Source organism: Stenotrophomonas sp. STEN054 (assembly GCF_056854535.1).
Map to the genome: position 1 here is coordinate 25,187 of NZ_JBXFWG010000015.1, position 21,068 is coordinate 46,254.

A 21,068-nucleotide genomic window follows, 5' to 3' on the forward strand; every position below is an offset into this window, starting at 1 on the left:
CGTCGTCGCCGGGGAGGGCCGTGGCGCCAATCGTTCCCGCCAGCATCCATGAGGGTTGCAGCCTTGCGCTGCGGCCCGCGCGCGCCTGCGCGCGGGGCAGGGAGCGCTGATGGGCGGCCCCGGCAACAACGAAGGCAACCTGGTAGAGCGGCGCCTGATGGAGCTGGCCGAAGACCGCCGCCGCCTGGCCATGATCATTGAAGGCACCGCAGCGGGCACCTGGGAATGGAACGTGCAGACCGGCCAGATGCGCATCAACGCGCGCTGGGCCGAGATCGTCGGCTATCGCCAGGAAGAGCTGGAGCCGGTGAACCAGGATACGTTCCAGGCGCTGGTCCATCCCGATGACCTGGCCCGTTCCGATGCCGCGCTGGAGGAGCACTTCCGCGGGCACACCGACCACTATGCGTGCCTGCTGCGCATGCGCCACAAGGACGGCCACTGGATCTGGATCCACGACCGCGGGCGCGTGTTCGAGCGGGACGGGCAGGGGCGCCCGGTGTGGATGGCCGGCGCCCACGATGATGTGACCGAACTGCAGCAGGCCCGGCAGGACGCGGCGGAAATGCGCCAGCGGCTGCAGGCGCTGCTCGATGCATCCGACGAAGTGGCGGTGATGGCCACCGACCCGCAGGGCGTGATCACCCTGTTCAACAGCGGCGCCGAGCGCCTGCTGGGTTATACGGCCGATGACGTGATTGGCCGGGTCGACCCGGGCGTTTTCCTCGCGCCTGACGAGATCGCCGCGTTCCTGGCGCCGCTGGCCGATGCCGAAGGGCGCTTGCCGACTGTCTTCCAGGCACTGGCCGCGCAGGCCCAGGACGGCACGTTCTCACGGCAGTGGACCTTCCTGCACAAGGATGGCCAGCGCCGCCAGGTGCGGCTGTCGATCAGCCGCATGGACGGTGCCGACGGCCAGCGCATCGGCTACGTCGGCATGGCCATCGACATCACCGAGATGCAGCAGGCGCGTGCCGATGCGCGGCTGGCCGCGGACAAGTTTGCCGGTGCGTTCACCTCGGCGGCGCTGGGCATGGCCCTGGTCTCGCTGGAAGGGCGCTGGCTGGACGTCAACAATGCGCTGTGCCGGATCCTGGGCTACCCGCGCGAAGAGCTGCTGCAGGTGGATTTCCAGCGCCTCACCCATCCGGCCGACCTGCAGACCGACCTGGCGCTGGTGCAGGACCTGCTGGCCGGCCGGCGCAATTACTACCATCTGGAAAAGCGCTACCTCAACCGCGATGGCAACACCATCTGGGCGCGCCTGTCGGTCTCGCTGGTGCGCAACGAGCGCGGCGAGCCGCTGCATTTCGTGTCGCAGATCCAGGATGTCACCGCCCAGCGCAGCAGCGAGCAGCGCCTCTACGAAACCGAGCAGCGCAGCCGCATCACCCTGGATGCGGTGGCCGACCTGGTGCTGAGCGTGACCCTAGAAGGACGTATCGAGTACGCCAACGCTGCGGCCGTGCGCATCCTGGCGGGTGACAACGCGCTGGCCCTGGCCGGGCACAACGTGCAGGACGTGCTGTCGCTGACCACCGAGTACGCGCCGGGCTCGGTGCTGGATGTCGCCGTGCTGCTGGATCCGGACAGCAACGCGGTGGACCTGCATGCTGACCTGCTGATGCGGCTGGGCGCGGCCACGGTGCCGGTGGACCTGACCCGCGCCTGGCTGCGCGATGACGACGGCCAGGTGCGTGGCGCGGTGTGGGTGCTGCGCGACGATACCCAGCAACGCGCCCGCGAGCGCGAGGCACGCCATCTGGCCGAGATCGATCCCTTGACCGAACTGGGCAACCGCCGGGGTTTCGAGGCTCACCTGCAGCAGGCGATCACCCGCGTCGAGCGGACCGGCCAGGCGGCCTCGCTGATGTTCATCGATCTGGATCGCTTCAAGCCAATCAACGATACCTGGGGTCATCTGGCTGGTGATGCCGTGCTGTGGGCGGTGGCCAGCGTGCTGCGCCATGGCGTGCGCGATTCGGACATCGTGGCGCGGCTGGGGGGCGACGAGTTCGCGGTGATCCTGCCCGGCTGTGGTCCGCGCCGGGCCGCGCGCATCGGCCGTGAACTGCTGCACACCCTGACCGCGCTGTCCATCCCGTGGGACACGGCCCGGCTGCGGATCGGCGCCAGCATCGGCATCGCGCCGCTGGAGGCGGGCATGACCGTGGACGAGGCAGTGGCGTCGGCCGATGCCCAGTGCTACCGGGCCAAGGCCATGGGCCGCAACAACGTGCAGGTGCAGGGCGAGCTGGGTGAACTGCGCGGCGAGGACAACGAAGCGGGCTGAACCAGTACGTATCACAAGCGCGTTGATGCGATCTCAATCTGTGAGAGGGCGGGGCGGAACAATCTTTCCATCGCCATTTCAGCAGGGAGTTGCCATGAACCGTTGGAACACACCTATCGTCGGTGCCTACGCCCCCGCCTGCATTGGCTGGCTGCTGGCGCTGGCCGGCGGCCTGCGCCTGGAGCAGCTTCGCCTCGATCCGTTGGCGCAGTCGCTGGTGCCCGTATTGCAGTGGGGGGTCGCCAGTGCACTGCTGGCGACCCTGGGCTGCATCATCGGCGCCAGCGCCGTGCTGTGGCGCAATGGGCGCCGCTGACCGGGCCGAGCTACGCAGTCCTCTAGCGCAGAACAGACGCTGTATCCACCAGCCGCACGTCATGCATCTGGTCGAGGTAGGCCTCGTAGTAGCCTTTATGCGAAGCACCGACAATGGCGAGCGGATGTTGGCAACCATGCGCAGGTTGCGGGTTTCCCAGTAGCCGAGGTAATTGCGCCCGAATGCCTCGGGGGAGGGGTCCTGCAGCGCAGCGCCGAAGTCTGCACGGTAGGCAAGTTCAGCCCATTCGGGGCGGTTGTAAGCGCGATACAGGGCAAGAACGCCATCTGGCGCAGCAAGCGCCGCATACAGCGGCGTGTCAGCGTCCTTCATCGCCTGCACATAGGGGTTGTCCCAGACGGCTTCCAGCGCTTTGCGACCGGCTTCGGCCTGTTCCGGCGGCGTGGGTGAATCGGCCGTGTGGTCATCCACCGGCCAGAGGCGGTCGTGTCCCAACCGCGCCGCAAGCACGGCAGCAACCTGGAACGTTTCCTGTCGACGTACCCTATGCGCTTCAAGGGTCTGTACCAGGGCAGGCGTCAGCCCGTCGCCAGCATGCCGCTCCGGAACCTGCAGGCGAAGCCACTGCACTTGTGCAGAGCCTGGTTCGCCCGCTGCAAGCAGGACGGCAGCAAGATGGCGCCGTTGCGAGGGCGTTGCATCCTTTGGCAACCCCGCCAGCAAACGCTCTGCTTCGCCGCTTGCGACCGGGACATCCATGCCGGTGGCCGCCTGTGCCGCCGTGGTATCGAAGCAGTAGGTCTGCGCGGTTTCCGCGTAGCGCAGCGGATTGCGGCGCATGACGTTTGAACATGAGCTTCTCCCTGCAATGGATGCATCCGTGATGACGACGATCCTGCACGCGACGCCGTGCGATGTAATCCTCCGTTGGTCATTACAACCATCCGGCCGCTGCCTGCATCGCAGCCAGGCGGGGCATGGGCCACAATGGACGCTGCAGGCTGGAACGAACGACGACATGGACGCTGCACTCCCCATCGTGACGATCGCCGCACTGCTCGGTGCGATCATCGGCTTTGTCGGGCCGCTGGCTGGCGCTGGCAGCTTCTGCGGCTGTCGCCGGTACTGCTGCTGCCGCTGGCCCTGCATGTGCTGCAGACCACGCCGTGGATCTTTGGCGGCGGCAGTAACTGGGTGACTGCGGCGTTGCTGGTCTGGGTAGGCAGTCTCGGTTATCTGCCGGCGGTGCTGGCCATCGCCGTGCTGCGCTGGATGATGTGGCGGCAACGCTGACCGCGGAGGAACACGATGCTGGTAAGGGTAGGCACTCTGGACGAAGCCCTGCAGGTGCTGCGGGGCGTGGGCGAGCTGGGCCAGGGGCGCACGCACGCCACCTACATGCAGCACCTGGCTGGCCGTCGCCACCTGGTGCTGGTGGCCGAGCAGGGCGGCGAACTGGTCGGCTTCAAGGTGGGCTACGCGCTGGACCGCCGGCGCTTCTACGGCTGGGTTGGCGGCATCCATCCGGCACATCGCCGCCAGGGTATCGCCCAGGCCGTGCTGGAAACCCAGCAGCGCTGTGCCGCGCAGGGCTACGACAGCATCGAGGTGAAGACCTCGCAGGCCTTCCCGCAGATCGTGGCCCTGCTGGAGCGCAACGGTTACCAGCCCCGGGGCGAGGCCGAGGGCAAGCTGCGGTATCGCCGGGTTCTGTGAAGACGCGGGGGCTGCAAATGCCCCTAAAGGCCGCGACCCGCCCGCCGATAACCTGACTGGATCCCGCTCCTGTCCCTCGCGGCTGGACTCCAGGCTGCCCCCGACGGGCGGTCCGTGCTGTGTGTACCGCCTTCCGCAGTCCGCAGTCCAGAGCTCTACGCGCACAACGAACAAGGACGCTTCCCCCGCGCGTCTGCAAGTCCAGGCAATTGATGGCCCCGCCGGGCACCCGCCCGCCGGATTGCATTTCATTGGACTCCGAGGAACCCACGATGCTGATGCCAGGATTCACGGCGGGTGAGCAGACACCGGCCGACCCGCACTCCCGTTTTTCGCCCTGGCGCGTGTTGCTGGGCGCGCTGGGCGGCCACCGCACCACCACCGAACTGTCCGCGCAGGACCGCCGCCAGGATGAGCTGGCCGCGCAGGTGGCCGCGCTGCATCGCGTGCAGGCGGTGATCGAGTTCGCCCTGGATGGCACCATCCTGCAGGCCAACGACAACTTCCTGCAGGCGGTGGGCTACCGCCTGGACGAGATCCAGGGCCAGCATCATTCCCTGTTCGTCGATCCCGAGCATGCCCGCAGCGCCGAGTACCGCGAGTTCTGGGCGCGGCTGGCGCGCGGCGAGTTCGACGCCGGCCAGTACCGGCGCTTCGGCAAGGGCGGGCGCGAGATCTGGATCCAGGCCTCGTACAACCCGGTGCTGGATCGCCAGGGGCGGCCGTACAAGGTGGTGAAGTTCGCCACCGACATCACCGCGCAGAAGCTGCAGGCCGCCGATTCCGCGGGCCAGCTGGCGGCGATCGACAAGTCGCAGGCAGTCATCGAGTTCTGCCTGGATGGACGCGTCCTGTCGGCCAACGCCAACTTCCTGGCTGCCACCGGCTACACGCTGGACGAGGTCCGCGGCCAGCACCATTCCCTGTTCGTCGAACCCGACGATCGCAGGAGTGCCGAATACCGGCAGTTCTGGGAAAAACTGGGCCGTGGCGAGTACGACGCCGGCCAGTACCGGCGGCTGGGCAAGGGCGGGCGCGAGGTCTGGATCCAGGCGTCTTACAACCCGATCCTCGACATGAACGGCCGCCCGTTCAAGGTGGTGAAGTACGCGACCGACATCACTGCCCAGGTGCACGAGAACCAGGCCACCCAGCGCGCCGTTGCGCAGACCCGCGAAGTGGTGGCGGCGGCAAAACAGGGCGATCTGACCCACCACGTGGACATGACCGACAAGCGCGGCCCGATCGCCGAGCTGTGCGAGGGCGTCAATGCGCTGGTGGAGGCGATGGCCGGCATCCTCGGCCAGATCAAGTTCGCCGCCGACACCATTGCGGTGGGCGCAACCGAGATCGCGCAGGGCAACAGCGATCTGTCCCAGCGCACCGAGCAGCAGGCGGCCTCGCTGGAGGAAACGGCGGTGTCGATGAAGGGTCTGGCCGACACCGTGCAGCGCACCGCCACCAACGCACGCCAGGCCAGCGAACTCGCCGGCGGCGCGGCGGACGTGGCTGCGCGCGGTGGCACCGTGGTGCATGAAGTGGTCTCGACCATGGCGATGATCAACGCCTCCTCGCGCCGCATCGTCGACATCATCGGGGTGATCGACGGCATTGCGTTCCAGACCAACATCCTCGCGTTGAACGCGGCGGTGGAGGCGGCGCGCGCCGGCCAGCATGGTCGTGGTTTCGCCGTGGTGGCCACCGAGATCCGTGAGCTGTCGCAGCGTTCGGCCAGCGCGGCCAAGGAGATCAAGCAGCTTATCGACGCATCGGTGGCCAATGTCGGCGCCGGCACCGCGCAGGTGGAAAGTGCCGGGCGCACCATGGATGAGATCGTGCGCGACGTACGCCGTGTCAGTGACCTGATGACCCAGATCAGCACGGCCGCCCAGCAGCAGAGCGATGACATCCAGCAGATGAACCAGGCCGTGGACCTGATCGACCAGGGCACGCAGCAGAACGCGGCACTGGTGGAAGAGGCCTCGGCGGCGGCACGCAGCATGGAGGAGCAGTCCGCGCAGCTGCTGCAGACCGTGGCCGGATTCCGGGTGGATGCGGGGCAGGGCAGTTCGACGGCACAGCGCACGCCGATGCTGCGGGTGGTGCCCTGAAGCCGGGGGATGAGCCTCCCGAAACGCAAAAGGCCAGGTCGATGACCTGGCCTTTTGTTCGATGGTGCCGGTGAAAGGACTCGAACCTTCATGGGGTCACCCCCGGCTGATTTTGAGTCAGCTGCGTATACCATTCCGCCACACCGGCAGCAGCGGGCTAGTGTAACCGAGCCCGGCGGGCCTTCATAGAGGCCCGTTCGGACAGGGCCGGAAGCCCGCCGTCCTGTCGGCAATGGCTGGCTGATGGCTATACTGGATCGGCTTAACAGGTGGGGGGAGGCCCCATGGCAGCGTTGCAGGATCTGCGCGTGTTGGTGGTCGAAAACGACGAAATGAGTGCGGCCTTGCTGCAGATGCAGCTGGTGCAGGCCGGCGCCGTGGTCGTCGGCCTGGCGGCGACGGTTGCTGATTCGCTGCGCCTGCTGCAGGAAACCTCGCCGGACGTGGCACTGCTGGACTACCGGCTGGCCCGAAACGAAACCAGTGAACCGGTCGCCGCGGCGCTCACTGCAGCGGGCGTGCCCTTCGTGCTGGCCACCGGCATGACCACCGATCAGCTGCCCGCATCGATGCGCGGCGGCGTGCTGCTGGTGAAACCCTATCTGTCGGTGGATCTGTCGCAGGCCCTGCTGCGCGCGGTCGGCCGTACCAGCGCGCGGGCCTGAGCGCAGTCTTCCGGCTCAGGCCGCTTCTTCGTAGACGTAACGCAGATCCTCGCGGTCATCGAGGATGGCGTGCTGCGTGGCCAGCTGGGCCGGATCGGGATTGAGCCAGGCGTCCAGGTGTTCGCGACGGATCGGCACCACGCCGCGGTCATGGCCAGCGGCAGCCACGTCGGCCGGCGGTACGTCGGTGATCGCGGCGAAGGACAGCAGCCGCCCCTCCGGTCCTTCCCATTCGGCCCACAGGCAGGCCAGCAACAGGTCGCGCGGTGGGTCGGGGCGGAATTCCAGCACCACGTCCTGTTCCTTCTCATCGGCACCCAGGCTGCGACCGGCGATGGCATGGCGCGGGACATGCTCGTAGAACGCGCTGACCACGACCACGCCATGGCGCAGGCCGAAGGCGCCGCGCCAGTAGCCTTCCAGGCTGTCACGGCGCGCGTTGTAGGTGCCCGGATAGAGCACGTCGTTGCGTGCGGGCTTGTCCGGCAGGCGGCACTGGTAGCGCATCGGCTTGATCACCCGCTGCCCGTTCTCGCTGACCATCACCGGTGCGTAGGTGCCGGGGAAGATGCGGTTGTCGCGCGGCAGCAGCTGCACACGGTGCAGATCGTCCAGGCGGGCCTGTGCACGCTCGATGCGGTTGCTGGCCACGCGCAGGTCGTTGCGTGCCTTCTGTGTGGGCCGCGTGGCGAGGATGGCGTTGGCGATGTCGCGCCGTTCGCCCTGCTTCAGCAATTCGGCCTGCAGCGTCTGCTGCTCCTCGGCATGCCATTGCTGGATCTTCGCCACGATGTCGCGGCCCTGTTCGGTGCGTGCACCGGCAAAACCATCGTCCATGGCCTTGGGCGTCTTCGGCCGCTTCTTGCCGGGATCGTGTGCGTACAGCTCGGCGAATTCTTCCAACGACAGCACCGCGCCGTACTCACGGACGAGCTTGGCGTAGTCGGCGCGGATCAGGGCGGAATAGCACATGGGCGTTCCATGGGTGGGGGTCGCAGCGGCTGCGACGAGACTGCGGCAGGATAGCCCGACACCCGGGAGATGACGCATGAACGATTCGACGAGCTGCCAGTTCCGCGATGGCGTGCCGATTGTTGAGGACTACTGCCAGCTGCGCCTGCTGGCGGGGCTGAGCGCCAAGACTGCCGAGGCCGCCAGCCGCGCGCTGCCCAATACCCTGTTCGGGGTCTGCGCGTACCAGGGCAGCGAACTGGTGGCGATGGGCCGGATCGTCGGCGATGGTGGCTGCCACCTGCAGGTCTGCGATATCGCTGTCGTGCCTAGGTTGCAGGGGCAGGGCCTGGGCAAGGAGGTGATGCGCCGGCTGGATGCCTGGATGCAGGCAACGCTGCCGCCTTCGGCCTATGTAAGCCTGCTGGCCGATGGTGAGGCGCACCGCCTGTACGCGCAGTTCGGGTTTGCACCGACCGCGCCGGCCTCGATCGGGATGTACCGGCGGTTCTGAGTCTGTGGCATCAGGCATTCATCCACGCAGGGCGTGGATCTACGGGAATGACAGGCAAAGAAAAACCCCGGCCGGGGCCGGGGTCCTCAAGAATTGGCGTCCCCACGGGGATTCGAACCCCGGTCGCCACCGTGAAAGGGTGATGTCCTAGGCCTCTAGACGATGGGGACGCACGAAAACTTCAAGTTGTAGATCTTCGACGGCCTAATGTCGAAGTGGTGGAGCCAAGCGGGATCGAACCGCTGACCTCCTGCATGCCATGCAGGCGCTCTCCCAGCTGAGCTATGGCCCCATGAAACTCCGGATTGTCCTGCATGGGAGCAGGGTCCGTTTTGAAACTGGCGTCCCCACGGGGATTCGAACCCCGGTCGCCACCGTGAAAGGGTGATGTCCTAGGCCTCTAGACGATGGGGACGCACGAAAAACTTCACGTTGTAGAACCTTCGACGGCCTAATGTCGAAAGTGGTGGAGCCAAGCGGGATCGAACCGCTGACCTCCTGCATGCCATGCAGGCGCTCTCCCAGCTGAGCTATGGCCCCGTGTTACCGAGCCGCCTATCTTACCAACGTATTCACCTTTGTGGAAGCTTTTTTTTCGCTTTCTTCGTTGTGGTTCACCAGGGCCACAAGGGCAGGGGAACCGCAACGCCACAACCTGAACGCCGGTAGGCGGTGAACAAAAAAGACCCGGTTATCGGCCGGGTCCTCGTTGTTCGTGATGAGTTGGCGTCCCCACGGGGATTCGAACCCCGGTCGCCACCGTGAAAGGGTGATGTCCTAGGCCTCTAGACGATGGGGACGCAGATCTCATCAATGTTCTTTCGCGACTCTTCCGACGGCCTAATGCCGAAAGATTGGTGGAGCCAAGCGGGATCGAACCGCTGACCTCCTGCATGCCATGCAGGCGCTCTCCCAGCTGAGCTATGGCCCCACGTCGCTGAGGAGCGAAATAATAGCTGTGACCCCGGGGGTTGGCAAGCGTTTGTTGCACTTTTCTTCACGTCCGTTGCGAGCTCGATGTCAGCCGCCCAGAAGACGCTGCGCGCGCAGGCGCAACGCGTTGCTGATGACCGATACCGAACTCAGGCTCATCGCCACCGCAGCGAGCATCGGCGACAACGTAATGCCCCATGGCACCAGCACGCCGGCCGCGACCGGAATGCCCAGCCCGTTGTAGAGGAAGGCGAAGCCGAGGTTCTGCCGCATGTTGCGCACGGCTGCACGCGACAACTGGCGCGCACGCAGGATCCCGCGCAGATCGCCCTTCACCAGCGTGACCTGTGCGCTGGACATCGCCACGTCGGTGCCGGTGCCCATGGCGATGCCGACGTTGGCGCTGGCCAGCGCAGGGGCATCGTTGATGCCGTCGCCGGCCATCGCCACGACGTGACCTTGTGCCTGCAACTGCTGCACCAGTGCGGCCTTGTCGGCGGGGCGGCTCTCGCCATGCACTTCATCCAGGCCCAGGGTGGACGCCACGGCCTGCGCGGTCAGCAGGCCATCGCCGGTGGCCATGAAGATGCGCAGCCCATCGCGGTGCAGCGCGGCGATGGCTTCGGCGGTGGTCGACTTGATCGGATCGGCCACCGACAACAGGCCTGCAAGCTGCCCCTCCACCGCCAGGTACATCACGCTGGCACCACGACGGCGCAGCGCATCGGCCTGTTCCTGCACGGCGCCCACCGGCACCGATTGCCCGGCCATCAGCGCCGTGTTGCCCAGCCACATCGCGCGCCCGTCCACGCGGCCACGCACGCCCAGGCCGGTGATCGAATCGAAATCCTCCACCGCCAGCAACGGTAGGCCACGCGTGCGCGCAGCGGTGACGATGGCTTCAGCCAGCGGATGCTCGCTGCCCTGGTCCAGGCTGGCCGCCCATTGCAGCACCTGCGTGTCTTCCAAATCCGCGCAGGCATGCACGGCGTCGAACGCCGGGCGGCCCTCGGTGAGCGTGCCGGTCTTGTCGATCACCAGCGTATCGACCTTGCCGAGTGCTTCGATGGCTTCGGCATCGCGGAACAGCACGCCATGCTGCGCGGCGCGGCCGGTGGCGACCATGATCGACATCGGCGTGGCCAACCCCAGCGCACACGGGCAGGCGATGATCAGCACCGCCACCGCGCTCAGCACGCCATGCGTCCATGACGGCTCCGGTCCGAACAGGCCCCAGCCGAACAGCGCCAGCGCGGCGACGGCCAGCACCGCCAGCACGAACCAGTACGCTACCTTGTCGGCCATGCGCTGCATCGGTGCGCGCGAACGCTGCGCCTTCGCCACCAGCTGCACGATCTGCGCCAGCGTGCTGTCGTCGCCAACGCGTTCGGCTTCGATCACCAATGCGCCGGAACCATTCAGGGTCGCGCCGATCACGCTGTCGCCAGCCTGCTTGGTCACCGGCACCGGTTCGCCGGTCAGCATCGATTCGTCCAATGAAGAACGGCCCTCCAGCACGCGGCCATCCACCGGCACCTTCTCGCCGGGACGCACGCGCAGGCGGTCGCCGGCCTTCACCAGTGCCAGTTGGACATCATGCTCGCTTCCATCGGCATCGATGCGCCGCGCGGTCTTTGGTGCCAGGCCCAGCAGGGCCTTGATCGCTGCCGAAGTCTTGGCCCGCGCGCGCAGTTCCATCAGCTGGCCGAGCAGGGTGAGCGAGATGATCACCGCCGCCGCTTCGAAGTACACGCCGACGTGGCCGTGCTGCTGGAACGAGGGCGGGAACACGCCCGGTGCGACCGTGGCCATCACGCTGTAGCCGTAGGCGGCGATGACGCCGGTGCCGATCAGCGTCCACATGTTGGGGCTGCGGTTGCGGATCGACTGCGCCCAGCGTTCGAGGAACGGCCAGCCTGCCCACAGCACCACCGGCGTCGCCAGCGCGCCCTCGATCCACACCCGCAGCGTCGGCGACAGCGCATGCAGCAGTGGCGTCATCGCCAGCATCGCCAGCGCCATCGTCGCCACGCTCAGCGGCAGCGACACCCAGAAGCGGCGGCGGAAGTCGGTCAGTTCCGGATTCTCGCCTTCGTCCAGGCTGGGCATCATCGGCTCCAGCGCCATGCCGCAGATCGGGCAGGTGCCGGGGCCCTCCTGCACGATTTCCGGGTCCATCGGGCAGGTGTAGAGCGTGCCTGCGGGAACCTCGGGGGCGACGTAGGACGACGGATCAAGGTAACGCTGGGGATCGGCGATGAATTTCTGCCGGCAGCCGCCACTGCAGAAGTGGTAGTCGTGGCCCTGGTGATGGGTGTGATGCGCGGTGCTGGCCGGGTCCATGTCCATGCCGCAGACCGGGTCCTTTACCGTTGCAGGGGCCTGCTTCGCACCGCCACAGCAGCCACCTGCGGTGGGCGATTGGCCGTGGCCGTGATGGGAGTGTCCGCTGTTCATGCGTTGTCCTCGGTCAGCGCGGCGAGGATGGGGCACTGTTCCAGCGCACCATGGCCGGGGCAGGCGTCCACCAGCTGCGCCAGCGCGGCGTGCATGCGCTGCAGTTCGGCCATCCGCTGTTCGATGTCGAGCAGACGGGCCTGTGCCGTATCGCGCACGCTGGCCATGTCCTGCTTCTGGCGGTCGCTCAGTGCCAGCAGCTCGGCGATCTCCTCCAGGCTGAAGCCCAGCGCCTTGGCCCGGCGGATGAACCGCAGCCGGCGCAGGTCCTGCTTGCCGAAGATGCGGTAGCCGCCGGCAGAGCGTGCCGCGGTGGGCAGCAGCTGCTGGCGTTCGTAGTAGCGGACGGTGTCGATCGGCACCCCGGCCTCGCGGGCCAGCTGTCCAATATTCATGGCGCACTCCTGGTGGATGCCGCCATTGTCAACCCTGGAGTCTGGTCAAGAGTCAAGGGTTTGTGGGTTTCCCCCATTCAGCGCACTTTGCAACTTTCTTCATAGCCCTGCCGTTGCGGCACTTCCTACCCTTCGCCTGAACCGGCCGCTCGACGGCCTGAACGAACGGAGGAGGGGAGTGTGGAGGGACTGAACAACGAGGGTTTCGTCGAGGTTGCCGTGGTCGAGTATCCGGGGGGAGATCCGTCTGCAGCTTCGGTATTGGCTGAAATGGCCCATGTGGCCAATCGCCTGGCCCAGCAGCAGCGGCGCCCCACTGCCCGCGTGCTGGTTACCCGCTGGATCGTGCCGGCCAGTAACCGGGGTGTGAACCGCATCGCCGGCGCGGAAATGCTGGATGCGGCGATTCCTGCCGTGATCGCGCTGCCGGGCCAGGTCAGCCCGGTGGTTTCAGTGCGCGCCGAGGAGGTCCTGCTGGACTGGCTGCGTGCGCATTACGACGGCGGCAGCCTGTTGGCCGCGGCGGCCGACGGCGTCGGCGTGCTGGCACGGGCGGGCCTGCTGGCCGGGCGCACCGTATCGGGCCCCGATCTGCGGCGCCATCCGGGCCTGCAGGGCCAGTCCGCCAGCTGGGCCCCCAGCGAACGTGCGCTGGTCGATGATGGCGACCTGCTCACCGTGGCCGGCCCGCAGGCATGGCGTTACCTGGGCCTGCGCCTGCTGTATCGCCTGCACGGGCAGGGCGTGGCCAGCGCGGTCGCTCAGCAGCTGGGCATCGTCGTACCGGCGGGCGTGCAGCAGGACCTGGAGCGGTTCAGTGCCAACTTCGCCCACGGCGACCGTGATGTGCTCAAGGCCCAGCGCTGGCTGCACACCACGTCCGCACGCGGGGCGACGCTGCCGGCCATCTGCGAGGTCTCCGGTCTAGAGCCGCGGACGCTGCAGCGGCGCTTCCTGAAAGCCACCGGGCTGCGCCCCATCGAGTACTGCCAGCGGCTGCGCGTGGCCAAGGCGCAGACCCTGCTGCAGCAGGGCGCCAGCATCGACGAGGTGGCCTGGGGCGTGGGTTATGCGGACCAGAGCGCGTTCCGTCGCCTGTTCCTGCGTATCGTCGGCATGACGCCGGCCAACTACCGGCGGCACGTGAACTGCAAGCGGCGTGAGCGCGCGTTGCCGGCTCCGGCGGCGATGGCATCGCGGGCCGTGCCGGTGGTACCGGTTGCGGACTCGCGGCTGGACGCGGCCTGACGACCGCGGGCGGGATGCCGCGCTTGCAACACGGGCGCGGCGCTCCGACCATGCAGGACTCTGGAATGTGGTGCAGGTGATGTAATGGCAAGTGTGGGGCCGGTGCCGATGCCGGTAGTGGTAATCCTGATCTGTCTGCTGCTGGCGATGGGAGTCGCGCGGCTCTGGCCGGCGCGCCAGCCCGTGCCGCCGCGGCCTTCGGGTGCGGGCCAGGTGCTGGACATGCTGCTTATCGGCCTGCTCTGCGGTCGTGTGTCCTTCATCGCCGCCAACTTCGCCTTCTATCGTGACGCGCCGTGGAGCATGTTGCAGATTGCCGATGGCGGCTATCACGTGGCCGTCGTGCTGGCTGCCGCGCTGGGGTGGGGGGTCTGGCGCCTGCGTCGCAATCCTTCGCTGCGTGTTCCGGTGCTGTGCAGTGCACTCGCCGGTGCGCTGCTGTGGGGCGTGGGCAGTCATGGTCTGTCGCAGTGGCAGGCCAACACGCTTTCCCTGCCGGCGGTGCAGGTGGTGGATCTGCAGGGGCAGCCGCTGGACCTCGAACGATTCCGTGGCAAGCCCGTGGTGCTGAATCTCTGGGCCAGCTGGTGTGGCCCATGCCGGCGCGAAATGCCGGTTCTGGCCCGTGCGCAGCAGTCCCGCCCCGAACTGCAGTTCGTCTTCCTCAACCAGGGCGAAGGCCAGGATGAAGTGCAGCAGTTCCTGGTCACGGAGCAGCTTGCGCTGCGCGATGTCCTGCTCGACGAGCCTGCGTCGGCCTCCACCGCGCTGGGCGTGCGCGCCTATCCCTCGACCCTGTTCTTCGATGCGCAGGGGCGCCTGCAGGATCTGCACCTCGGTGAACTGACCCAGGCCGGTCTTGAACACAAACTGCGCAGGCTGCGGTAGCCTGCGCGGGCATTTCCTTTTGGAGTCCCCATGCTGTCGATTTCCCTGCGCGCCGCGCCTGCGGTCCTGATCCTGCCGATGCTGCTGGCCATGACCGCCTGCAGCCAGGCACAGACGCCGCCGGCCAAGACGCCCGCCGGCACCGCTGCGTCGGCCCCTGCGGCAGGTAAGGGTGAGCGCCCCGCGGTCCTGAAGGGCATCGAGAAGCACGGCTTCGAGGTGGTTTCCGAATTTGATGCGCCGGGCGGCCTGCGCGGCTTTGCCGGCGTGGTCGGTGGCCAGCAGCCGGCGGCGGCGTATGTCACCGCGGATGGCAAGCATGTGCTGGTCGGCAGCCTGTTCGATGCCGAGGGCAACGACGTGGCCGCCGAGGCGGTGGAGAAGCTGGTGTCCGCGCCGATGTCGGCCAAGATTTGGTCCAAGCTGGAAGCCAGCGCGTGGGTGCGTGACGGCAAGGCTGACGCCCCGCGGATCGTCTACACCTTCAGTGACGCAAATTGCCCGTATTGCCACAAGTTCTGGGACGCGGCCCGTCCCTGGGTGGATGCAGGCAAGGTGCAGCTGCGTCACATCATGGTCGGCGTGATCCGTGAAGACAGCCCGGCCAAGGCCGCGGCCATCCTGTCCGCCCGCGACCCCAGTGCCGCGCTGCTGGAGAACGAGCACCAGTTCGACCGCGGTGGCATCAAGCCGCTGCCGAGCATCAGCCGCGACGTCGCTGGCAAGCTCGACGCCAACCAGGTGCTGATGGTGGAAATGGGCTTCCAGGGTACGCCGGGCATCCTGTTCCAGAATGCAGAGGGCAGCGTCGAGCGTCGTGCTGGCCTGCCGCAGGGCGACGACCTGCTGAAGGTGCTGGGTCCGCGCTGACCGCGCCGCTCACCCGTGATCAACAACAGCAGGCCCGCATGGCGACGTGCGGGCCTGTTGCGTTCTGCGACCGTGCGGCTGGATACGGCTGCGCAGTGGGCGGTGCGGTATCACGTATGAATAGTGACTGAGATCAAACATCGTGACTTGATCGCAATCAAGGCTTAAAGCGACAGGCTCGCTAGCCTTGATGCATGGATTCCAGCGTCAACACGACAGGGACAGCGTCGCGGATCTGCCAGGAGCAGGTGATTCGTGCCGGGTCATTCACGACACCCTCACTTCGGGCTTGCTACCCAGACGCCTGCGGTCGCCACCCCGCTGGCAGCGCAGCCGCAGTCGAACTGCCCACGGCAACAACAGGGCGATGTCATCGTCCTGTTGCCTGCAGCATGCAGGCTGCCTGCGGGTATCGACGCAGTACTCCGCAACCCAGCAACGGCAGGTCGCTGTCGGGAACGCGCAGGCGTCCCGCCCGGCAGTGTCTGGCAGGTGTTCGTCCATGGAGGATGCAATGCGCTTGGCAGGACTGAGTCTGGCGTGCATGGCGGCGATGGCGGCAACGCCGGCCCATGCCGAAGAGGAGGACGCGCAGGCTCTGCGGCGCGAGATCGTGGCCCTGCGCCAGGCACTGGAAAGCATGCAGCAGCGCCTGGACCGTCTCGAACAGCGCGGAGCCCTTGCCGGCGCGGCGACGGCCTCCGCTGCCCCGCCAGCCGCTGCGCCCGTCACGCCAGCCGCGACCGCTGTGCTGCATCCCACCCAGGTACCCGGCGTGGCATCGCCAGTCCTGCCACAGCGTGAATCGGTGGCCGATCCCTCCACTGCAGCGTCGCGCCCGGACAGCGCTGCAGGCCCGACCGATCCTGACCTGAAAGGCTTCTTCGCCATTCCCGGCACGGACACCGTCATCCGCATCGGTGGCTACGCCAAGCTCGATGCCATCGCCGATTCACGCGCGGCCGGCGACGAGGACCAGTTCATCCCTTCGTCGATACCCGTGGGCGGCAGCCACCGCGATGTGTCCAACTTCAACATCCACGCCAAGCAGACCCGCTTCAGCTTCGAGGCGCGCCGGCCCACGACGCACGGCAACCTGCGCTTCTACCTGGAAAACGACTTCTTCGGCAGCAGCGACGGCTACCAGTTCCGCCTGCGCCATGCCTATGGCCAGCTCGGCAATACCTATGCCGGTTACGGCTATTCCAGCTTCATGGACGCCGACAGCCTGCCCGACTCCCTCGACTTTGCCGGGCCGGGCGGCGCGGGCTATCTGCTGGTGGCCGGCATCCACCACAGCTTCACGATGGGCAAGGGCAATACGCTGACCTTGGCCGCCGAGGATCCGGACACTGAACTGGCCGGGGCCAGCGAGACACGGGCGGCCGTCAACCGTGTGCCCGACGTCAGCGTTACCGCCCGCATGGAACGCGACTGGGGTCATCTGCAGCTGGGTGCGGTGGCCCGCAGCCTGGCCTATGACGGCGAGGGCGAGCGCGACCGCCGCACGGGCGGAGGCCTGCAGCTCAGCGGCTCGGCGGCGGCAGGCGAACGCGATCTGCTGCTGTTCGGTGCGTTGGGCGGGCGTGGCCTGAGCCGCTACACCGCCGACCTCACCGGTTCCGGGCTGGATGCGGTGGTCGATGCCAATGGGCGACTCGATGCGCTGGACCTGCACGGCGGCTTCATCGGCTACACCCATTACTGGTCGCAGCTGTGGCGCTCGAACCTGATCTTCGGCCAGCTGACCCTGGAGCGGAACAGCGCACTGGCCGCTGAGGCGTTCCGCGAAAGCCGCTACGGCGTGTTCAATCTGATCTGGAGCCCGGCACCGTCGTGGACGATGGGCATGGAGCTGCTGTACGGACGCCTGGAACAGCAGGGCGGCGCGCGCGGCGACACCGTCCGCGTACAGGGCAGCCTGCAATACAACTTCATCAGATAGCCGCCAGCGCGGTTAACGCCGGCGCAGCCAGTCCCCATGCCCGGTGTTGCCGGGCCAATGCCAGCTTCAGGAGAGTGTCATGGCAGAAGCAAAGAAAATCGGGGTGGTCGGAGCCACCTTCCTCGTCGCCGGCAACATGATGGGCTCCGGTGTATTCCTGTTGCCCTCCAGCCTGGCCAAGATCGGCACCGCCTCCATCTGGGGCTGGCTGATCACCACGGCTGGCGCGCTGCTGCTGGCCTTCGTGTTTGCCAAGCTGGGCAAGCTGGCGCCCAAGGCAGGCGGCCCGTATGCGTATGCGCGTGACTGGTTCGGGCCCTACATGGGCTTCCAGACCAACACCATCTACTGGTTCGCCAACTGGATCGGCAATGTCGCCATTCCGATCGCGGCGGTGGGTTACTTCAGCTACTTCTTCCCTATCCTGTCCGAACCGCTGGTGCGCTGCATCGCGGTGCTGGTGCTGGTGTGGGCGCTCAGCTTCGCCAACATGATCGGGCCGGCCTTCGTCAGCCGGGTGCAGACAGTCACCACCAGCTTCGCACTGGTACCCATCCTGGGCATCGCCATCTTCGGCTGGTTCTTCTTCGACGCCGATATCTTCAAGGGTGCCTACAACGTGTCGGGTGAGTCGAACTTCGGTGCGATCTCCAGCGCGGCGGCACTGACGCTGTGGGCTTTCATCGGTGTCGAGTCGGCCTCGGTGACCGCGGGCGTGGTCGAGAATCCGGAAAAAAACGTGGCCCGCGCCACCCTGGCCGGCGTGTTCCTGGCCGCCATTGCCTACATCGCCAGTTCCTCGGTGATCATGGGCATGGTGCCGAATGCGGAACTGCAGGTGTCCGACGCGCCGTTCGCGCTGGCCGCGGCCAAGGCTGTCGGTGGCTGGGGCGGGGCCCTGGTCAGCCTGTGCGCCTTCGTCGGTGCCGCTGGTTCGCTGGGCGGCTGGATCCTGCTGACGGCGCAGAGCGCCAAGGCGGCATCCGATGACGGACTGTTCCCGAGCATCTTCAGCAAGACCAACAAGGACGACGTGCCGGTCAAGGGCGTGCTGATCGTGGCGGTGCTGATGACCCTGGCGGTGCTGGTCACCTCGACCTCGGAAACCGCATCGGCGCAGTTCGATGTGATCACCTCGGCAGCCGTGGTGCTGACCCTGCTGCCGTACATCTATTCGTGCGTGGCCTGCTACTTCGTGGTCGAGCGCTCGCACACCCTGGTGCACACCGGTGCGTTCTGGACCCTGACCAGCCTGACCGTCGTGTACTGCCTGTGGGCGATCTACGGTTCGTCGGGAAGCATCGTGCAGTACGCCTTCCTGTTCGTGCTGTTCATCACCGTGTTCTATCCCTTCTTCAGCGAGGAGCGCCGCCAGCAGCGGCAGCGCGCCCGCGAGGCATCAGCCATCGGCGCCGGCGCCGGCGCCCAGCGTTCCTGAGTTCGACAAGGAGAATCAACGTGTACTTCAAGTCCCTGGATTACCCGGTCATTGTCATCGACAACGACTACGAGTCGCCGCGCATCGGCGGCATCCTGATCCGCGCGCTGGTGGAGGAACTGCGTGGCAACGACCAGCGCGTGCTGTGCGGGCTGAACCTGGATGATGCGCGTGCCGGTGCCCGCACCTACGTGGCCGCCTCGGCGGTGCTGATCTCCATCGATGGCAGCGAGGAAGTGGACGGCGAGTTCCAGCGGCTGACTGCATTCCTGCGCGAACAGAGCGCGCGCCGGGCCAACCTGCCGGTGTTCCTGTACGGCGAGCGGCGCACCATCGAGAAGGTGCCGAGCAAGCTGCTCAAGCACATCCATGGCTTCATCTTCCTGTTCGAGGACACCAAGAGCTTCATCGCGCGGCAGGTGATGCGCGCGGCCGAAGACTACATGAAGAACCTGCTCCCGCCGTTCTTCAAGGCGCTGATCCACCACGCCGCCGAATCGAACTATTCCTGGCATACGCCGGGCCATGCCGGTGGCGTGGCCTTCACCAAATCGCCGGTGGGGCGCGCCTTCCACCAGTTCTACGGCGAGAACACCCTGCGCAGCGACCTGTCGATCTCGGTGCCGGAACTGGGCTCGCTGCTAGACCATACCGGCCCGATCAAGGATGCCGAGGAAGAGGCCGCGCGCAACTTCGGTGCCGACCACACCTTCTTCGTCACCAACGGCACCTCCACCGCCAACAAGATTGTCTGGCACGGCACGGTGGCGCGCGGCGACGTGGTGTTCGTCGACCGCAACTGCCACAAGTCGCTGCTGCATGCGCTGATCATGACCGGCGCGGTGCCGGTGTACTTCACCCCCAGCCGCAATGCGCACGGCATCATTGGCCCGATCAGCCTGGACCAGTTCACGCCGGAATCACTGCAGCAGCGCATCGCCGCCAATCCCCTGGCCAGCCAGGCGTACAAGGCCGGTTCCAAACCGCGCATCGCGGTGGTCACCAATTCAACCTACGACGGCCTGTGCTACAACGCCGAGAAGATCGCCGATGAGATCGGCAGTGCGGTCGATTTCCTGCACTTCGACGAGGCCTGGTACGCCTACGCCGCGTTCCATCCGTTCTACGAGAACCACTATGGCATGGCCAAGGGCAAGCCGCGCGAGCAGGACGCGATCATTTTCACCACCCATTCGACCCACAAGCTGCTGGCCGCGTTCTCGCAGGCGTCGATGATCCATGTACGCAACTCGGCGCAGCGCAACCTGGACGCCGAGCGTTTCAACGAGTCGTTCATGATGCACACCTCGACCAGCCCGCATTACGGGGTGATCGCGGCCTGCGACGTGGCGTCCAAGATGATGGAGGGCGATGCCGGCCGTTCGCTGGTGCAGGAGATGCATGACGAGGCGATCGCCTTCCGTCGCGCCATGCTGCACGTGCGCGACGACCTCGGGCGCGAGGACTGGTGGTTCAGCGTGTGGCAACCCACCCAGGTCGAACGCAGCCTGGACAAGGGCGATACGCCGGCGCCGATGGTGGCCAAGCGCGAGGAGTGGTACCTGCAGCCCGATGGTCATTGGCACGGCTTCGAGAACCTGGTCGACGACTACGTGCTGATCGACCCGATCAAGGTGACCCTACTGACCCCGGGTCTGTCGATGGACGGCGGCATGGGCAGGCTGGGCATTCCGGCGGCGGTGCTGAGCAAGTTCCTGTGGAGCCGCGGAATCACGGTGGAGAAGACCAACCTGTACTCGGTGCTGTTCCTGTTCTCGATGGGCATCACCAAGGGCAAGTGGAGCACTTTGGTGACCGAGCTGATGGCGTTCAAGGAACTGTATGACCGCAATGCGCCCCTGAGCCAGGCCTTGCCGACGCTGGCTGCCGACTATCCGGTTGCCTACGCCGGCTGGGGCCTGCGTGACCTGTGCGATGCGCTGCACGCGTTCAACCAGGAATTCGCGGTGGCCAAGGTGATGCGTGGGATGTACGTGGATCTGCCGACCCCGGTGATGACACCGGCCGATGCCTACAACCACCTGGTCAAGGGCGAGATCGAGCGGGTCGACATCGAGCAGGTCAGCGGCCGCATTGCCGCCACGATGCTGGTGCCGTACCCACCGGGCATCCCGACCATCATGCCGGGTGAGCGGTTCGGTGCCAGCGATGAGCCGATCATCCAGTCGCTGCGGATCGCCCGTGAGCAGAATGCGCGTTTCCCGGGCTTCGAATCGGACGTGCACGGGTTGATCATCGAGCACGACGGCGATGGCGTCTCGTATCGGGTGGAGGTGCTGAAAGCCTGATCCGGAGGTAGAGTCGGGCAAGCTCGACTCTACAGCTGCGGTGAGAGCAGGCCTCCGG

16 protein-coding genes, 7 tRNA genes and 1 pseudogene are annotated in these 21,068 nt (G+C 66.7%); 13 read left to right on the forward strand and 11 right to left on the reverse strand.

The window, feature by feature from the left end; genetic code table 11:
* The first annotated feature begins 109 nt into the window (after positions 1–109).
* Together AC1VXD_RS08045 and AC1VXD_RS08050 are read left to right on the forward strand one after the other, a co-directional pair.
* On the forward strand, positions 110–2,293 hold the full coding sequence (locus AC1VXD_RS08045) for a PAS domain S-box protein (RefSeq protein ID WP_482991626.1): 2,184 nt from the start codon (positions 110–112) through the stop codon (positions 2,291–2,293).
* A 94-nt stretch (positions 2,294–2,387) separates the two neighbouring features.
* On the forward strand, positions 2,388–2,609 hold the full coding sequence (locus AC1VXD_RS08050) for a hypothetical protein (RefSeq protein ID WP_482991627.1): 222 nt from the start codon (positions 2,388–2,390) through the stop codon (positions 2,607–2,609).
* A gap of 22 nt (positions 2,610–2,631) precedes the next feature.
* Here the strand turns inward: AC1VXD_RS08050 and AC1VXD_RS08055 are convergent.
* Positions 2,632–3,410, reverse strand: a pseudogene (locus AC1VXD_RS08055) (DUF5694 domain-containing protein); the annotation flags it as partial.
* Positions 3,411–3,557: 147 nt separating this feature from the next.
* On the opposite strand from AC1VXD_RS08055, the gene AC1VXD_RS08060 reads away from it, so the two are divergent.
* The 3 genes from AC1VXD_RS08060 to AC1VXD_RS08070 all read left to right on the forward strand — a co-directional run bounded on the left by AC1VXD_RS08060 (position 3,558) and on the right by AC1VXD_RS08070 (position 6,397).
* The gene (locus AC1VXD_RS08060) at positions 3,558–3,863 is read left to right on the forward strand and encodes a hypothetical protein (protein ID WP_482991628.1); all 306 of its coding nucleotides are present in this window, start codon (positions 3,558–3,560) and stop codon (positions 3,861–3,863) included.
* Positions 3,864–3,878: 15 nt separating this feature from the next.
* Positions 3,879–4,286, forward strand: coding sequence for a GNAT family N-acetyltransferase (locus AC1VXD_RS08065; RefSeq protein ID WP_482991629.1), 408 nt, complete (start codon positions 3,879–3,881; stop codon positions 4,284–4,286).
* Positions 4,287–4,558: 272 nt separating this feature from the next.
* Positions 4,559–6,397, forward strand: a complete 1,839-nt coding sequence (locus AC1VXD_RS08070) for a methyl-accepting chemotaxis protein (protein WP_482991630.1) — start codon at positions 4,559–4,561, stop codon at positions 6,395–6,397.
* 62 nt (positions 6,398–6,459) lie between these two features.
* Here AC1VXD_RS08070 and AC1VXD_RS08075 read toward each other — a convergent pair.
* Positions 6,460–6,545 (reverse strand) — tRNA-Leu (locus AC1VXD_RS08075).
* Positions 6,546–6,681: 136 nt separating this feature from the next.
* Here AC1VXD_RS08075 and AC1VXD_RS08080 point away from each other — a divergent pair.
* Positions 6,682–7,062 (forward strand): response regulator, encoded by a 381-nt coding sequence (locus AC1VXD_RS08080; protein WP_482991631.1) that lies wholly within the window; start codon positions 6,682–6,684, stop codon positions 7,060–7,062.
* 15 nt (positions 7,063–7,077) lie between these two features.
* Here AC1VXD_RS08080 and AC1VXD_RS08085 read toward each other — a convergent pair whose 3' ends face one another.
* Positions 7,078–8,034: an SOS response-associated peptidase family protein gene (locus AC1VXD_RS08085; protein WP_482991632.1), complete on the reverse strand. Its 957-nt coding sequence runs from the start codon at positions 8,032–8,034 to the stop codon at positions 7,078–7,080.
* A 76-nt stretch (positions 8,035–8,110) separates the two neighbouring features.
* Here AC1VXD_RS08085 and AC1VXD_RS08090 point away from each other — a divergent pair, with 76 nt between their 5' ends.
* Positions 8,111–8,527 (forward strand): GNAT family N-acetyltransferase, encoded by a 417-nt coding sequence (locus AC1VXD_RS08090; RefSeq protein ID WP_482991633.1) that lies wholly within the window; start codon positions 8,111–8,113, stop codon positions 8,525–8,527.
* A 94-nt stretch (positions 8,528–8,621) separates the two neighbouring features.
* Here AC1VXD_RS08090 and AC1VXD_RS08095 read toward each other — a convergent pair.
* The 8 genes from AC1VXD_RS08095 to AC1VXD_RS08130 form a co-directional block, all read right to left on the reverse strand.
* A tRNA-Glu gene (locus AC1VXD_RS08095) sits at positions 8,622–8,697 on the reverse strand.
* Positions 8,698–8,743: 46 nt separating this feature from the next.
* Positions 8,744–8,819, reverse strand: a tRNA-Ala gene (locus AC1VXD_RS08100).
* 47 nt (positions 8,820–8,866) lie between these two features.
* Positions 8,867–8,942: transfer RNA gene (locus AC1VXD_RS08105), tRNA-Glu, on the reverse strand.
* A gap of 49 nt (positions 8,943–8,991) precedes the next feature.
* Positions 8,992–9,067, reverse strand: a tRNA-Ala gene (locus AC1VXD_RS08110).
* 184 nt (positions 9,068–9,251) lie between these two features.
* A tRNA-Glu gene (locus AC1VXD_RS08115) sits at positions 9,252–9,327 on the reverse strand.
* Between the two features lie 55 nt (positions 9,328–9,382).
* A tRNA-Ala gene (locus AC1VXD_RS08120) sits at positions 9,383–9,458 on the reverse strand.
* Positions 9,459–9,547: 89 nt separating this feature from the next.
* Complete coding sequence (locus tag AC1VXD_RS08125; RefSeq protein ID WP_482991634.1) at positions 9,548–11,917, reverse strand: heavy metal translocating P-type ATPase; 2,370 nt, start codon at positions 11,915–11,917, stop codon at positions 9,548–9,550.
* Positions 11,914–12,312 carry a heavy metal-responsive transcriptional regulator gene (locus tag AC1VXD_RS08130; protein WP_482991635.1) on the reverse strand — a complete coding sequence of 133 codons (399 nt, stop codon included), beginning with the start codon at positions 12,310–12,312 and terminating at the stop codon, positions 11,914–11,916. The genes AC1VXD_RS08125 and AC1VXD_RS08130 overlap by 4 nt, the downstream gene beginning before the upstream one ends.
* A gap of 180 nt (positions 12,313–12,492) precedes the next feature.
* Between AC1VXD_RS08130 and AC1VXD_RS08135 the strand changes: the two genes are divergently transcribed.
* The 6 genes from AC1VXD_RS08135 (at position 12,493) to AC1VXD_RS08160 (ending at position 21,010) form a co-directional block, all read left to right on the forward strand.
* Positions 12,493–13,560 (forward strand): GlxA family transcriptional regulator, encoded by a 1,068-nt coding sequence (locus tag AC1VXD_RS08135; protein ID WP_482991636.1) that lies wholly within the window; start codon positions 12,493–12,495, stop codon positions 13,558–13,560.
* Between the two features lie 84 nt (positions 13,561–13,644).
* Positions 13,645–14,448, forward strand: coding sequence for a redoxin family protein (locus AC1VXD_RS08140; RefSeq protein ID WP_482991637.1), 804 nt, complete (start codon positions 13,645–13,647; stop codon positions 14,446–14,448).
* 30 nt (positions 14,449–14,478) lie between these two features.
* Positions 14,479–15,318: a thiol:disulfide interchange protein DsbG gene (gene dsbG / locus AC1VXD_RS08145; protein WP_482991638.1), complete on the forward strand. Its 840-nt coding sequence runs from the start codon at positions 14,479–14,481 to the stop codon at positions 15,316–15,318.
* 514 nt (positions 15,319–15,832) lie between these two features.
* Positions 15,833–17,263 carry a DcaP family trimeric outer membrane transporter gene (locus AC1VXD_RS08150; protein WP_482991639.1) on the forward strand — a complete coding sequence of 477 codons (1,431 nt, stop codon included), beginning with the start codon at positions 15,833–15,835 and terminating at the stop codon, positions 17,261–17,263.
* Positions 17,264–17,342: 79 nt separating this feature from the next.
* On the forward strand, positions 17,343–18,701 hold the full coding sequence (adiC, locus tag AC1VXD_RS08155; protein WP_482991640.1) for an arginine/agmatine antiporter: 1,359 nt from the start codon (positions 17,343–17,345) through the stop codon (positions 18,699–18,701).
* A 20-nt stretch (positions 18,702–18,721) separates the two neighbouring features.
* Positions 18,722–21,010, forward strand: coding sequence for an Orn/Lys/Arg family decarboxylase (locus AC1VXD_RS08160; RefSeq protein WP_482991641.1), 2,289 nt, complete (start codon positions 18,722–18,724; stop codon positions 21,008–21,010).
* Positions 21,011–21,068 lie beyond the last annotated feature (58 nt).

Excerpts from the sequence above, each read along its gene's own strand:
- AC1VXD_RS08050 (WP_482991627.1), top strand. The coding sequence starts at position 2,388 with ATGAACCGTTGGAACACACCTATCGTCGGTGCCTACGCCCCCGCCTGC.
- AC1VXD_RS08150 (WP_482991639.1), top strand. The coding sequence starts at position 15,833 with ATGCGCTTGGCAGGACTGAGTCTGGCGTGCATGGCGGCGATGGCGGCA.
- AC1VXD_RS08060 (WP_482991628.1), top strand. The coding sequence starts at position 3,558 with ATGGACGCTGCAGGCTGGAACGAACGACGACATGGACGCTGCACTCCC.
- AC1VXD_RS08085 (WP_482991632.1), bottom strand. The coding sequence starts at position 8,034 with ATGTGCTATTCCGCCCTGATCCGCGCCGACTACGCCAAGCTCGTCCGT.
- AC1VXD_RS08045 (WP_482991626.1), top strand. The coding sequence starts at position 110 with ATGGGCGGCCCCGGCAACAACGAAGGCAACCTGGTAGAGCGGCGCCTG.
- AC1VXD_RS08090 (WP_482991633.1), top strand. The coding sequence starts at position 8,111 with ATGAACGATTCGACGAGCTGCCAGTTCCGCGATGGCGTGCCGATTGTT.
- dsbG (WP_482991638.1), top strand. The coding sequence starts at position 14,479 with ATGCTGTCGATTTCCCTGCGCGCCGCGCCTGCGGTCCTGATCCTGCCG.
- AC1VXD_RS08065 (WP_482991629.1), top strand. The coding sequence starts at position 3,879 with ATGCTGGTAAGGGTAGGCACTCTGGACGAAGCCCTGCAGGTGCTGCGG.
- AC1VXD_RS08130 (WP_482991635.1), bottom strand. The coding sequence starts at position 12,312 with ATGAATATTGGACAGCTGGCCCGCGAGGCCGGGGTGCCGATCGACACC.
- adiC (WP_482991640.1), top strand. The coding sequence starts at position 17,343 with ATGGCAGAAGCAAAGAAAATCGGGGTGGTCGGAGCCACCTTCCTCGTC.
- AC1VXD_RS08080 (WP_482991631.1), top strand. The coding sequence starts at position 6,682 with ATGGCAGCGTTGCAGGATCTGCGCGTGTTGGTGGTCGAAAACGACGAA.
- AC1VXD_RS08125 (WP_482991634.1), bottom strand. The coding sequence starts at position 11,917 with ATGAACAGCGGACACTCCCATCACGGCCACGGCCAATCGCCCACCGCA.
- AC1VXD_RS08070 (WP_482991630.1), top strand. The coding sequence starts at position 4,559 with ATGCTGATGCCAGGATTCACGGCGGGTGAGCAGACACCGGCCGACCCG.
- AC1VXD_RS08140 (WP_482991637.1), top strand. The coding sequence starts at position 13,645 with ATGGCAAGTGTGGGGCCGGTGCCGATGCCGGTAGTGGTAATCCTGATC.